Source organism: Streptomyces sp. NPDC043878 (genome assembly GCF_056435735.1).
The window spans coordinates 17,919-30,949 of record NZ_JBWKDW010000031.1 but is presented as its reverse complement, the minus strand read 5'-3'; the positions used below and the strand labels follow the sequence as shown (position 1 = coordinate 30,949).

Below are 13,031 nucleotides of genomic sequence, written 5' to 3'. Positions count from 1 at the left end.
TGGGGCTCCCCCCCCGACGGGGAGGGGGGAGGGGGGGCCCGTCCCCCTCCCCCGTTCAAGGGGGGCCCCCCCCCCCCCCCCCCCCCCCCCCCAGCACCACCCGTGCCAGCTCCGGGTGCACGATGTCGCTGTGCGCGCCGGACGGGGCCCCGCCCCGGCACACCACGGCGGCCGCGTCGATGTTCACGCACCCCGAGGTGGGCAGCGTGGTGCGCAGCGCGTCGGCGAGCGTCCACGCGCGCGTGCCCGGCACCGCCTGCACGCCGTCGTGGCCCATCGCACCCCACCTGGCGCCCAGCACCCGGCCGAGGTCGAAGCCCGTGAGGTCCCGCGCGTCGTCCGCCATGCGGGAGGCGAGCGGATAGATCGTGCCGAGAGCCGAGTCGAAGTGGGAGTAACAGCACACCAGGGGTCCGTCGATGCGGTTCTGCTGCCCCTGGAGCACCCCTCCCGCGCGCGGGTCGTGCGGCAGCCGGGCGGCGAACGCGTAGTGCGAGAAGGCCCCTTGGAGCAGCGTCACCGACTTCACCGTGCGCACCCCCTCCGGCAGCCCGCGCAGCGCGAACGACACCAGCCGGCCGCCGAAGCTGTGCCCCACCAGGTGCACCCGCACCCGCGGTGCCACCGCCGCGAGCCGGCCGACGACCCGCCCGAGCCCGCGCTCGCCGACGGTTCCCGCGCGTCGCTTCATCGCGTAGTACGTGGCCTGCCGCAGCAGTTCGTGGGCGCCCTCCCACGGGTCGGGCACCGCGAAGCAGGGCGCGCCGCGGTCGTGGGTGCCGTCCGCGGGGGAGTCGAGCCGGGCCAGCGCCTCGGCGAACTGCTCGCAGGCCGCCGTCGTGGACCCCGAGAACATCTCCGGCTCGCTCTGCGGCACGCCCTCGGCCAGGGTGTCCGCCGCGAACAGCGCCTGCGGTCCGGGCGGTACGACGTCGACGAGCATCCGCACCAGCCGCCCGAACTCCTCCAGTTCTGCCTCACCCGGCGGCCGCTGCTCCAGCAGCCGGTCGATCCGGTCGATCACGGTCGCCCGGCCCGGGAAGGTGTCGAGCAGCGCGTGCCGGGTGTCCTTGTCGAGCGCCGGCCGCCGGGTCGTCGTGGCGGCCACGGAGCGCGGGAAGTCGGGGATCGGCTCGTCCGAGAACCGCATCGACGGCCACACCACCCCCGCGTAGCCGAGCCGGGCCCGCGGCGCGAGGCCGGGGAACGGCGCGAAGAAGCGGCTGTAGAGCCCGGTGGCGCAGGAGCGGTCGCTGTTCCAGCCGTGCGCGAACACCACGAGGTCGCGCACACCGCGCTCCCCGGCCTGCGCGAGCAGCCGGTCGCGCTGCGCTTCGTCCGGGTCTCCGTCCGCGTCGAAGGTCAGCTCCCAGTAGGGAGTCACACTCATCGCCGGTCGCGTCATGGCTCATCCCCTCGTCCCCCGTAGTGGTGCGATGTGGGCGCATCGTCCTGCTACGGGGCGAGGTTGGCCATACGTCATGACTCATCCCGACGCGTCAGCCGTAAAGGAGGTACTCCCGGCGCACCTTCCGGAAGTCCGCCAGCTCCACCCGCCAGCCCGCCGCCACCTCGTCGGCGTCCGCGCCCGCGTCGATCGCGGTGCGCACCCGCGCCGAGCCGGTCAGCTTGTCGATCCAGTGGTCGGAGCGCCAGGTGAAGCCGCTCCACACCTGCTTCGCGGTGACGAGGAGGGCGATGCCGGTGTGTACGGGGTCGAAGGCGGCCCGGTCGTGCACATGGATCTGCACGCCCCCGACGGTGGTGCCCTGGAACTTCGAGAACGTCGGCGCGAAGTACGCCTCCCGGAAGCGCACCCCGGGCAGCGCGAGCGCGTTCGCCGCCGCCGCCCAGCGCCCGTCGATCCCGTCCGCGCCGAGCAGCTCGAACGGCCGGGTCGTCCCGCGCCCCTCCGAGAGGTTCGTCCCCTCGAAGAGGCAGGTCCCCGAGTACACCAGTGCGGTGTCGGGTGTCGGCATGTTGGGGCTCGGCGGCACCCAGGGCAGCCCCTGCGTGTCGTAGAACTCCGAGCGCCGCCAGCCGGTCATCAGTACGGTCTCCAGGTGCACCGGCGCGGTCAGGAACTCCCCGTTGAACAGCCGCGCCAGCTCGGCGACGGTCATCCCGTGGGCCTGCGCGACCGGCTGCCGTCCCACGAAACTGGCGAACTCCCGGTGCAGCACCGGCCCCAGGGCGGCCCGCCCGGTCACCGGGTTCGGCCGGTCCAGGACCACGAACCGCTTGCCGGCGAGCTGGGCGGCCTCCATGCAGTCGTACAGCGTCCAGACGTAGGTGTAGAAGCGGGCGCCCACGTCCTGGATGTCGAAGACGACCGTGTCCACGCCGGACGCGGTGAACACCTCGGCCAGCGGCCGGCCGCTCTTCAGGTACGTGTCGTACACCGGCAGTCCGGTCGCGGGGTCGTCGTGGCGGCCCTCGGAGCCGCCCGCCTGGGCGGTGCCGCGGAAGCCGTGCTCGGGGCCGAAGACGGCGACCAGGTTCACCCGTTCGTCGGCGTGCATGACGTCGACGATGTGGCGCACGTCCCGGGTGATGCCCGTCGGGTTGGTGACCACGCCGACACGCTGTCCGTGGAGCCGGTCGTAGCCGGCCGCGGCGAGCCGTTCGAAGCCGGTGCGGTGCTGTCCGCGGTGACCGGCCGCGGCCGCCGCCGGAGCGGGCGACACGGCCGCAGCCGTCGCTGATGCGAGCAGACCTCGTCGTGACAGGCCCATGGGGTGACCTCCGTAGGGGGTGGACGATGTGGGGGCGGCCGCCGGTGTCCGCGCGGTCTCCCGCGCCTCCCAGGGTGCTGCAATCGCCCTTCCCCTCACACATACCGACCGGTTAGTCTGGCGCGGTAGCGCAGAGTCGCGTCGAAGGAGACCGATGGTGGGAGCCGTGCAGGATGCCGGAGTGGTCGTCACCGGAGCGGGAGGCGGTATCGGGGCCGCGCTGGCCCGCCGCTTCGCGGCCGGCGGGGCCCGGGTCGTCGTCAACGACCTGGACGCCGGCCGGGCCCGGGCGGTCGCCGAAGAGATCGGCGGCACCGCGGTCCCGGGCGACGCCTCCGCGATCGTGGCCGACGCCCGCGACGCGCTCGGCGGCACGATCGACGTCTACTGCGCCAACGCGGGTGTCGCGTTCGGCGGCCCGGACGTCGCCGACCTCGCCGACGAGGGGGCCTGGGCGGCCTCCTGGGACGTCAACGTGATGGCCCACGTCCGCGCGGCCCACGCCCTCCTCCCCGCCTGGCTGGAGCGCGGCAGTGGCCGCTTCGTGTCCACCGTGTCCGCCGCCGGACTGCTCACCATGATCGGCGCCGCGCCCTACAGCGTCACCAAGCACGGTGCCTACGCCTTCGCCGAGTGGCTGTCGCTGACCTACCGTCACCGCGGTCTCAAGGTGCACGCCATCTGCCCGCAGGGCGTGCGCACCGACATGCTGGCCGCCACCGGCAGCGCCGGCGACCTGGTCCTCCAGCCGACCGCCATCACCCCGGAAGAGGTGGCGGACGCCCTGTTCGACGGCATCGAGCAGGACCGCTTCCTGATCCTGCCGCACCCCGAGGTCGCCGCGTACTACCGGGCCAGGGCCGCCGACCCGGACCGCTGGCTGACCGGCATGAACCAGCTCCAGCAGAAGTGGGAGGCCGGCCAGTGACCGACTCCCGCTACGCCGCCCGCCCCTGGGTGGACCTCCTCAACGACGCCCAGCGCGCCCCGGTCCACCCCGCCGCCTCCCTGGTGCACGCCCTGCGCCGGTCCGCCGCCGAGGCCCCCGACCGCGCCTTCCTCACCTACTTCGACGGCCGTCTGAGCTACCGCGAGATCGACGAGCTCAGCGACTCCGTCGCCGGTCACCTCGCCGCCCGCGGACTGGAGCGCGGCGACCGTGTGGCCGTCCTGCTGCAGAACTCCCCGCACTTCGTGCTCGCCGTCCTCGGCGCCTGGAAGGCCGGCGCGACCGTCGTCCCGGTCAACCCCATGTACAAGTCGGCGGAGGTCGCCCACGTCCTGCGGGACGGCGAGGTGGCCGGGCTCATCTGCTCCGACCGGGCGTGGGAGTCGTATCTGCGCGAGACGGCGGCCGACTCGCCCGTACGGATCGTGCTGACCGGCTGCGAGCTGGACTTCCAGACCCGCGGCGACGCGCGCGTGCTCACCTTCGAGCGGCTGCCGCAGGCCGACGACGCCGACGACCTCACGGCCGTCGCCCGTGCCGGCCACAAGGCGCCCGAGGGCCGCGACGCCGAGCCCTCCGACCTCGCGCTGATCAGCTACACCTCGGGCACCAGCGGCAAGCCCAAGGGCGCCACCAACACCCACGGCAACATCATGTACAACGCCGAACGGCAGCGGACCGGCCTCGCCCTGCCCGACGGACCCGTGTACTACGCGCTGGCGCCCCTGTTCCACATCACCGGCATGGTCTGCCAGTTCGGGGCCTGTCTGAACAGCGCCGGCACACTCGTGCTGACCTACCGCTTCGAACCGGGCGTGGTCCTCGACGCGTTCGCCGAGCACCGGCCGCACTACACCGTCGGCCCGTCGACCGCCTTCATGGCGCTGGCCGCCCAGCCGACCGCCTCCCCGGACCACTTCTCCTCCTTCGTCAACATCTCCTCCGGCGGCGCCCCGGTGCCGCCCGCCCTGGTGGAGAAGTTCCGGGCCGGCTTCGGGCCGTACATCCGCAACGGCTACGGCCTGACCGAGTGCACCGCCCCCTGCGCGTCCGTGCCGCCCGGCCTCGAGGCGCCCGTCGACCCCGCCTCGGGGACGCTCGCCGTCGGCCTGCCCGGACCGGACACGGTCGTGCGGATCGTCGACGAGCAGGGCGCGGAGGTGCCCTTCGGCGAGCAGGGCGAGATCCTCGTCCGCGGACCGCAGGTCGTCCCCGGCTACTGGCGGCGTCCCGAGGCGACCGCCGAGGCCTTCCCGGACGGCGAACTGCGCACCGGGGACATCGGGTTCATGGACCCGCAGGGCTGGCTGTACGTCGTCGACCGCAAGAAGGACATGATCAACGCCTCCGGCTTCAAGGTGTGGCCGCGTGAGGTGGAGGACGTCCTGTACACCCACCCGGCGGTGCGGGAGGCGGCCGTCGTCGGCGTGCCCGACGGGTACCGCGGCGAGACCGTGAAGGCGTACATCAGCCTGCGGCCGGGGGCCGACACGGACCCGGACGCACTCGCCGCGTACTGCAAGGAGAGACTGGCCGCCTACAAGTATCCGCGGCAGGTGGAGATCCTGCCCGACCTGCCGAAGACGGCGAGTGGGAAGATCCTCCGGCGGGAACTCCGTTCCCGTCCGCGCGACGACCGGTAGACGGACGCGGGAAGAACAGCAGAAAACCCGGAAGGCAGGTGGCGGCACAGTGCCCAGGACGACGGACGGTGACGGTACGCCCGTCCCGCAGCGGCTGCTCGCCGCCGCCACCCGGCTCTTCGCGGAGCGGGGCTACGACCGGACCTCCGTCCAGGAGATCGTCGAGGCGGCCGGCGTCACCAAGGGGGCGCTGTACCACTACTTCGGCTCCAAGGACGACCTCCTGCACGAGGTCTACGCGCGCGTGCTGCGCGTCCAGCAGGAGCGCCTCGACGCCTTCGCGGACGCCGACGAGCCGATCGAGAAGCGGCTGCGGGGCGCGGCGGCCGACGTGGTGGTCACCACCATCGACAACCTCGACGACGCCTCGATCTTCTTCCGCTCGATGCACCACCTGAGCCCCGAGAAGAACAAGCAGGTCCGCGCGGAGCGCCGGCGCTACCACGAGCGCTTCCGCGCGCTGGTGGAGGAGGGCCAGCAGACGGGCGTCTTCACCAAGGAGATCCCGGCCGACCTGGTCGTGGACTACCACTTCGGCTCGGTCCACCACCTGTCGACCTGGTACCGCCCCGACGGCCCGCTCACCCCGCAGGAGGTCGCCGACCACCTGGCCGACCTGCTGCTGCGCGCACTGCGCCCGTAGCCGTCGCGGGTGGCTCGCACATGGGTGAGGGGCGACCGCCCTGGCGGTCGCCCCTTACCCATGTGTCACAGGTACTTCTTCAGCTCCCGCCGCGCCAGCGACCGCTGGTGGACCTCGTCCGGCCCGTCCGCGATCATCAGCGTGCGGGCGCCCGCGTACAGCTCGGCCAGCGGGAAGTCCTGGCTGACACCGCCCGCCCCGTGCAGCTGGATGGCCCGGTCGATGATGCCGACGACCGTCCGCGGAGTGGCGATCTTGATGGCCTGGATCTCCGAGTGGGCGCCCCGGTTGCCCACGGTGTCCATCATCCAGGCCGTCTTGAGCACCAGCAGGCGCAGCTGCTCGACGGCCACCCGCGCGTCCGCGATCCAGTTGTGCACCACGCCCTGCTGGGCCAGCGCCTTGCCGAAGGCGTCGCGGGACACCGCCCGCCTGCACATCAGCTCGATCGCCCGCTCCGCCATGCCGATCAGCCGCATGCAGTGGTGGATACGGCCCGGGCCGAGGCGGGCCTGGGCGATGGCGAAGCCGCCGCCCTCCTCGCCGATCAGGTTCGCGGCCGGCACGCGCGCGTGGTCGAAGACGACCTCCGCGTGGCCGCCGTGGGAGTGGTCCTCGTAGCCGAAGACCTGCATCGCCCGCTCCACCGTGACGCCCGGGGTGTCGCGCGGGACCAGGATCATCGACTGCTGGCGGCGGATGTCGGAGCCGTCCGGGTCCGTCTTGCCCATCACGATGAAGATCTTGCAGTCGGGGTTCATCGCGCCGGAGATGTACCACTTGCGGCCCGTGACCACGTACTCGTCGGCGCCGTCGGGGTCCCGCTCGATGCGCGTGGTGATGTTGGTGGCGTCCGAGGACGCCACCTCCGGCTCGGTCATCGCGAACGCCGAGCGGATCTCACCGGCGAGCAGGGGCTCCAGCCACTGCTTCTTCTGCCGCTCGTCGCCGAACTGCGACAGCACCTCCATGTTGCCGGTGTCCGGTGCCGCGCAGTTGGTCGCGGTGGGCGCCAGCTGCGGGGAGCGGCCGGTGATCTCGGCGAGCGGGGCGTACTGGAGGTTGGTGAGACCGGCGCCGTACTCGCTGTCGGGCAGGAACAGGTTCCACAGGCCCTGCCTGCGGGCCTCCGCCTTGAGGTCCTCGACCACAGCCGGGGTGTCCCACGGGGAGGCGAGCCGCTCCCGCTGCTCGTGCGCCACCTGCTCGGCCGGGTAGACGTGCTCGTCCATGAAGGCGAGGAGCTTTGCGCGCAGCTCTTCGGTGCGTGCGTCGAACGCGAAGTCCATGACGATCAGTCCTCCCGGGGACCTTCGTGAAGAGTGGTCAGGCCGTGCTCGATGAAGACGGGGACCAGGTCGCCGATGCGGTCGAAGCCCGGCCCGACCGTCTGGCCCAGCGTGTAGCGGTAGTGGATGCCCTCAAGGATCACGGCGAGCTTGAACCAGGCGAACGCCGTGTACCAGGACACCGCGGAGACGTCACGCCCCGAGCGCGCGGCGTACCGCTCGATCAGCTCCGCGGGACTCGGATGCCCGGCGGCCTCCGCGGTGGTCGAGACGGGCGAGTCGGAGGCCCCCAGCGGCATGCTGTACATCACCAGCAGCCCCAGGTCGGTGAGCGGGTCACCGAGGGTCGACATCTCCCAGTCGAGGATCGCCCTGATCCGGTCGTCGTCGCCGATCAGGACGTTGTCGAGCCGGTAGTCGCCGTGCACGACGGCGGGCGCGGCGGAGCGGGGCAGCTCCCGGCCGAGCGCCGCGTGCAGTTCGTCGATGCCGGCCAGCTCACGGTTGCGGGAGGCGTCCAGCTGCTTGCCCCAGCGCCGCAGCTGCCGGTCCAGGAAGCCCTCGGGGCGGCCGAAGTCGGCGAGGCCCACCTCGGCGGGGTCCACCGCGTGCAGCTCGACGAGGGTGTCCACCAGGGACAGCACCGCGCCCCGGGTGCGCTCGGCGCCCAGCGGGGCGAGCTGGCCGGCGGTGCGGTACGGCGTGCCCTCCACGAACTCCATGACGTAGAAGGGGGCCCCGAGCACCTCCTCGTCCTCGCACAGCAGCACCGGGCGCGGCACCGGCACGTTCGTCGGGTGCAGCGCGCTGATCACCCGGTGCTCGCGCCGCATGTCGTGCGCGGTGGCCAGGACGTGGCCGAGCGGCGGCCGCCGTACGACCCATCTCGAGGTGCCGTCGGAGACCGCGTAGGTGAGGTTCGACCGTCCGCCCTCGATCAGCCGGCCGGTCAGCGGGCCGTGCACCAGGCCGGGCCGCTCGCCGTCGAGCAGGCCGCGCAGCCGGTCCAGATCGAGTCCGGGCGGGTGATCGGGGCTCATGGTTCTCCTAACGTGTGCGGGACCTCGGCCGCGTGGACCGTCCACGCGTGCGTGCGCGGGGCCATGACCGCGTGAACGGTACCCGACCAATGATGCCGACCGGTCGGTATGTAGTCCAGAGGGGAGACCGAACGTGATCGGAGCCACGATAAGCAGCTCGGTGTGACCGCGTCCCGCCCGTGGGGGTGCGCGTGGCGGTCGTGTCCGGGCGGTGACGTCGGACAGGCTGCCACGCGAACGGCGCATATCCGGGCATCCGGCTTGCGCGGCGTCCGTGCACCCCGGAGGGTCGGTGGCATGAAGGGCATCAGTTACAAGCGGTACGGCGGACCCGGGGTGCTGGAGTACGGGGAGGTGCGGGACCCGAAGGTCGGGCCCGACAGCGTGCTGGTGAAGGTCAGGGCGGCCTCCGTCAACCCCGTCGACTGGAAGTGCCGAGAGGGATACCTCGACGGGTGCCTGGGCGCCGTCTTCCCGGCGGTCCCCGGCTGGGACGTCTCCGGGGTCGTCGTACAGCCCGGCGCGGCCGTGTCGGAGTTCGCCGTCGGGGACGAGGTCATCGGCTACGTGCGCGAGGACTTCCTCTGCCGCGGTACCTTCGCCGAGTACGTGGCCGCGCCCGTGCGCACCCTGGCGCGCAAGCCGCGCAACCTGTCCTTCGAGGAGGCGGCCGGTCTGCCGCTGGCGGGGCTCACCGCCCACCAGGTGCTGCACCAGGTGCTCCACGTCAGGCGGGGTGAGACGGTGCTCGTGCACGCGGCGGCCGGCGGGGTCGGCTCGATCGCCGTCCAGCTGGCCCGCCACGTCGGCGCCCGGGTGATCGGGACGGCGAGCGAGGCCAACCACGACTTCGTCCGCCGGCTGGGCGGCGAGCCGGTGACATACGGCGAGGGTCTGGCCGAACGGGTGCGGGGGCTGGCGCCCGAGGGCGTGGACGCGGCCTTCGACACCATCGGCGGCGAGACGCTGAAGGTCTCCGCCAACCTGCTGGCGCCCGAGGGCCGCCTGGCCTCGATCGCCGACCCCGACGTCGTCGACTACGGCGGCCGCTACCACTTCGTGCGCCCCGACGCCGAGGACCTGCTGCGCCTGACCGAGCTGGCGGAGTCGGGCGTGGTCACGGTGCACGTGTCCGACACCTTCCCCCTGGAACGCGCGGCGGAGGCCCACCGACTCAGCCAGCAGGGCCGCACCCGCGGAAAGATCGTGGTCACGGTCGACTGGGAGGAAGAACCGACGCCCGCACCCTGAGAGACCCGCGTCGGGTCCGGCAGCGCCCCAACGGGGCGTGGGGAACCACGCGACCAGCCACAACGGGGCCGCAGGCGATCGACGGCACCGCGTGCACCGCACCGCGTGCACGGCGCCGCGTGCTCGACACCCGCACCGCACTGCGCGCCGCACCGCACTGCGCGCCGCACCGCACTGCGCGCCGCGCCGCGCGCGCGACACCCGCACCGCACCGCGTGCACCGCACCGCGCAAGACCTAAAGCACCACCACCGCCCCACACACCGCCAGCGCCACCGTCAGCAGAGCCGTCGTGGTGGCGTGGCGCGGGGAGATCGGCCCGGGGGCGCCCGTGCCGCTCAGGACGCGGATGCGCTGGTGGGCGACGAGCAGGAAGGCCAGCCACAGGGCGCAGCACAGGGCGCACACGGCGAGCGAGGCCGGGGAGGGCCCGCCGCGCAGGGTCGACTTCACGGCCAGCAGCCCGGTGACGGTGCCCGACAGGGTCGTACGGCGCCACGCCAGCCGGGTGCGTTCCGGCTGGAGGCCGGGGTCCCGGACGGCCTCCGCTCCTTCGCTCACCCCTCCCACCCGAGGAACACGACGACGACCATGGCGACGGCCACCACCGCGACCACCAGGCTCAGCAGCGCCGGGAAGCGCGACACCGGCAGGTCCTCGCCACGGCGCATCGCCCGCTCGCAGCGCACCCAGTGGTTGACCGCGCGCAGCGAGCACAGCACGCCCGCCCCGAGCAGCGCGAGCGCGAGCCCCACCCGCCAGCCCCAGCGCAGGTCGGGCAGGAACTGGTCCACGGCGAAGCCGCCGCCGATCAGCGCCAGCGCGGTGCGCAGCCAGGCCAGGAAGGTGCGTTCGTTCGCCAGCGAGAACCGGTAGTCGGGCGTACCGCCCTCACGGCGGACCTCCTGGGGTACGAACCAGAGCCGGGCGTTCCGTGCGAATTCGATCACTCGGTGACCCTATCGAGCCGATTCCCGCCCGGGGGCCCGTGCCGGAGGTGCGGTACGCCACCCCAGCGTCACCCCGCCCGCCCCGGTCACCCCCGTGACCTGAACGCCGTCAGCCGCTCGTACGCCGCCAGGCCGTCCGGCACCCACTCCCACTCCGTGAGGCGGCCGCGTAGCTCGTCCTCGGTGAGGAAGCCGTGCCAGGCCACCTCCTCGGCCTGGGGGTCGACCGGCAGGTCGCAGCGGACCTCGTACACCGCCGACCACCAGGTCCGGCCGGCCCCGTCGTCGTAGAGGAACTTGAAGAGGAAGGCGGGGCGGGGCAGGCCGGTGACGCCCAGTTCCTCCTCGGCCTCGCGCAGCGCGGCGTCGTCGTAGGACTCGCCCGCGCCGACGACGCCCCCGACGAACATGTCGTGGAGGGAGGGGAAGACCAGTTTGGTGGGGGTCCGGCGGTGCACGAAGAGGCGGCCCTGTGCGTCCCGGGCCTGGATGAAGACGCAGCGGTGGCGCAGGCCCCGCGCGTAGGCCTCGCCGCGCGGGGACCGGCCGGTCACCCGGTCGTGCTCGTCGACGATGTCGAGGATCTCGTCAGCAGCGCTCATGCCCTCATCCAAGCAGGGCCGCCACGGCGGGGTCAGCGCGGCTGGAGGTCGCGGCGCGGGGACGGCACCGACACGCCCTTGGGCATCGCGGGGTGCAGTCCCAGCAGGACGATGCCCGCCACCACCGCCGCGAGCCCGGCGGCCTCCCAGGCCAGCGCGCCCGTGTCGGTGTGCAGCCGGTCGCCGAGGAAGCCCACGCCGCAGACGATGCCGGCGAGCGGCTGGGCCGCGGTGAGCGCCGGCAGGGACATGCGCAGGGACGCCGTCTCGAAGGCGCTCTGGACCAGCAGCAGCCCGGTGACGCCGAGCGCGAGGACGGCGTACGGCTGCCAGCCCGTCAGCAGCTCCGCCATGCCGCCCTCGGAGAACCGCTGCCCGCTGACCCGTGTCAGCGCGTCCTGCAGCCCGTACAGCAGGCCCGCGGCCAGGGCCAGCAGAAGCGGGCCGGAGCTGAGCCGGGAGCGTTTCGCGTACGTGGTGAGCAGCAGGGCGAGTCCGACCATGACGCCGATGATCAGCCAGTGGCGCAGCGGGTCGGCGACGGCGCTGCCGCCCCGCGGCTGGCCCGCGACGATGAACGCGGTGACGCCGCCCGCGAGCAGCGCGAGACCGGCCCAGCCCTGGCGGCCCAGCGGCTGTCTGGTCTGCCGGCGGGAGAGGGCGAGCGCGAAGAGGAGGTTGGTCGCCAGCAGCGGTTCCACGAGGGACACCTCGCCCTGGGCCAGCGCGATCGCGCCGAGCACCATGCCGGCCACCATCAGCCCCATGCCGCCGAGCCAGCGCGGGACCTTCACCAGGTCCAGGAGCAGGCGGGGGGAGAGGAAGTCGCTCAGTGGTGCCTGCTGGGCCGCGTTCTGCTGGAGCACGAACCCGAAGCCAAGGCAGCAGGCGGCGCTCACGGCGAGAATCAGAACCAGTAGGGACACGCTTCGTACCTCGATCGTCCGGCCGGGTTACGGGTGCGGTGGGCCGACTTTAGCGTCCCAGCGCCCGGCGTGGTCCTGGGAGTACCCGGATTCGGGCAGTCGACCCGGTCACGGTGCCCGCGGGTGCCGGGCGGCGGCGCGACCTGTCCCGCCATGGTGCGGTGCCGGAGCGCGAGATGCCATGGCGTGGGCCACAGCGTGACAAGGAGCGCATGGGGCATGAGGGGCCGGCGCGCCTCAACTTCCTCTGCCGTCACAGTGGTTGACGCGTGAAACACCCGGCTCGCCCTTGACGTCAAGCCATGGCTGGGGGTTTGCTGTGCGTGATCAGTTGATGGCAAGCCGACAACAGACGACGAGCCACGTCGCGTGAGGAAGTCTCCGCGGTGTCCCCACCTCCGCCACCCCTGGGCCGCGGTCGCAGACGCGCCGCCAGGGCCCTCGACGCCGCCCTTGACGACGGCGAGCTCGTCACCGCGCGGGCCGCGCTGGCCCAGGGCCGCTGGCAGGCCGCCCGTACCCTGCTCGCCCACACCGCGGACGACTGGGACCGGCGCGGGCACCGCCTCGCGGTCCTCGCGCTGGAGCCGTACAGCGCCCCCTGGGCCCGCGACTGGCTGCTCGCCGAGCCAGAGTCCGCCGACGCCTCGGCGCTGCTCGCCCTCGCCCTGGTCCAGCGCGCCCTGCGCGGCAAGGAGAAGCCGGTCCTGGCCCGCGAGGCCTGCCAGGGTGCCGCCACCCGCGTGCCAGCCGACCCCACCCCGTGGCTCGGCCTGCTCATGCTGGAGTGCGTCCTGGGCGCCGAGGACGAGGCCCTGCGGCTCTTCGGCGAGGTCCGCGAGCGCTACGCCGACCATCACCACGCCCACCACCTGATGGTCGCCCGGCTCGCCGAGCGCCGGGGCGGCGCCGGGCCGGACCCGCCGTCCGAAGGGTGGGCATTCTGCCACACCTATGACCAGCAGGGGGCCGCCTACCCCCTCATGGTGACCCTGCCTGCTTTC

At 73.2% G+C, this 13,031-nt stretch carries 12 protein-coding genes and 1 pseudogene; 5 read left to right on the top strand and 8 right to left on the bottom strand.

The window, feature by feature from the left end; all coding sequences use genetic code 11:
- Window positions 1–55: 55 nt before the first annotated feature.
- Together AC07AZ_RS32845 and AC07AZ_RS32840 are read right to left on the bottom strand one after the other, a co-directional pair.
- A complete protein-coding gene (locus tag AC07AZ_RS32845; RefSeq protein WP_478854278.1) occupies window positions 56–1,405 on the bottom strand; it encodes a serine-threonine protein kinase in 1,350 nt (449 codons plus the stop codon).
- 94 nt (window positions 1,406–1,499) lie between these two features.
- Window positions 1,500–2,735 (bottom strand): exo-beta-N-acetylmuramidase NamZ family protein, encoded by a 1,236-nt coding sequence (locus AC07AZ_RS32840; RefSeq protein ID WP_478854276.1) that lies wholly within the window; start codon window positions 2,733–2,735, stop codon window positions 1,500–1,502.
- A gap of 154 nt (window positions 2,736–2,889) precedes the next feature.
- On the opposite strand from AC07AZ_RS32840, the gene AC07AZ_RS32835 reads away from it, so the two are divergent.
- The 3 genes from AC07AZ_RS32835 to AC07AZ_RS32825 are packed head-to-tail and all read left to right on the top strand — an operon-like array spanning window position 2,890 to window position 5,970.
- Window positions 2,890–3,663, top strand: a complete 774-nt coding sequence (locus AC07AZ_RS32835) for an SDR family oxidoreductase (RefSeq protein ID WP_478854274.1) — start codon at window positions 2,890–2,892, stop codon at window positions 3,661–3,663.
- Window positions 3,660–5,327, top strand: a complete 1,668-nt coding sequence (locus AC07AZ_RS32830; protein ID WP_478854272.1) for a class I adenylate-forming enzyme family protein — start codon at window positions 3,660–3,662, stop codon at window positions 5,325–5,327. Before AC07AZ_RS32835 ends, AC07AZ_RS32830 begins: the two co-directional genes overlap by 4 nt.
- A gap of 49 nt (window positions 5,328–5,376) precedes the next feature.
- Complete coding sequence (locus tag AC07AZ_RS32825) at window positions 5,377–5,970, top strand: TetR/AcrR family transcriptional regulator (RefSeq protein ID WP_478854270.1); 594 nt, start codon at window positions 5,377–5,379, stop codon at window positions 5,968–5,970.
- A gap of 65 nt (window positions 5,971–6,035) precedes the next feature.
- Here the strand turns inward: AC07AZ_RS32825 and AC07AZ_RS32820 are convergent, their stop codons facing one another.
- Together AC07AZ_RS32820 and AC07AZ_RS32815 are read right to left on the bottom strand one after the other, a co-directional pair.
- Window positions 6,036–7,259, bottom strand: a complete 1,224-nt coding sequence (locus AC07AZ_RS32820) for an acyl-CoA dehydrogenase family protein (protein WP_478854268.1) — start codon at window positions 7,257–7,259, stop codon at window positions 6,036–6,038.
- Window positions 7,260–7,264: 5 nt separating this feature from the next.
- A complete protein-coding gene (locus tag AC07AZ_RS32815) occupies window positions 7,265–8,299 on the bottom strand; it encodes a phosphotransferase family protein (protein ID WP_478854266.1) in 1,035 nt (344 codons plus the stop codon).
- A gap of 297 nt (window positions 8,300–8,596) precedes the next feature.
- Here AC07AZ_RS32815 and AC07AZ_RS32810 point away from each other — a divergent pair, with 297 nt between their 5' ends.
- Window positions 8,597–9,550 carry an NADP-dependent oxidoreductase gene (locus tag AC07AZ_RS32810; protein ID WP_478854264.1) on the top strand — a complete coding sequence of 318 codons (954 nt, stop codon included), beginning with the start codon at window positions 8,597–8,599 and terminating at the stop codon, window positions 9,548–9,550.
- A gap of 236 nt (window positions 9,551–9,786) precedes the next feature.
- Here AC07AZ_RS32810 and AC07AZ_RS32805 read toward each other — a convergent pair whose 3' ends face one another.
- From AC07AZ_RS32805 to AC07AZ_RS32790, 4 genes are all read right to left on the bottom strand, one after another.
- Complete coding sequence (locus AC07AZ_RS32805) at window positions 9,787–10,110, bottom strand: DUF202 domain-containing protein (protein WP_478854262.1); 324 nt, start codon at window positions 10,108–10,110, stop codon at window positions 9,787–9,789.
- Entirely contained in the window at window positions 10,107–10,499 is a 393-nt protein-coding gene (locus AC07AZ_RS32800) for a YidH family protein (RefSeq protein ID WP_478854260.1), read from the bottom strand. Before AC07AZ_RS32800 ends, AC07AZ_RS32805 begins: the two co-directional genes overlap by 4 nt.
- Before the next feature lie 86 nt (window positions 10,500–10,585).
- The gene (locus AC07AZ_RS32795; protein ID WP_478854258.1) at window positions 10,586–11,101 is read right to left on the bottom strand and encodes an NUDIX hydrolase; all 516 of its coding nucleotides are present in this window, start codon (window positions 11,099–11,101) and stop codon (window positions 10,586–10,588) included.
- A 32-nt stretch (window positions 11,102–11,133) separates the two neighbouring features.
- Window positions 11,134–12,027 (bottom strand): DMT family transporter, encoded by an 894-nt coding sequence (locus tag AC07AZ_RS32790; protein ID WP_478854256.1) that lies wholly within the window; start codon window positions 12,025–12,027, stop codon window positions 11,134–11,136.
- Between the two features lie 386 nt (window positions 12,028–12,413).
- Between AC07AZ_RS32790 and AC07AZ_RS32785 the strand changes: the two are divergent.
- A pseudogene (locus AC07AZ_RS32785) lies at window positions 12,414–13,031 on the top strand (hypothetical protein); the annotation flags it as partial.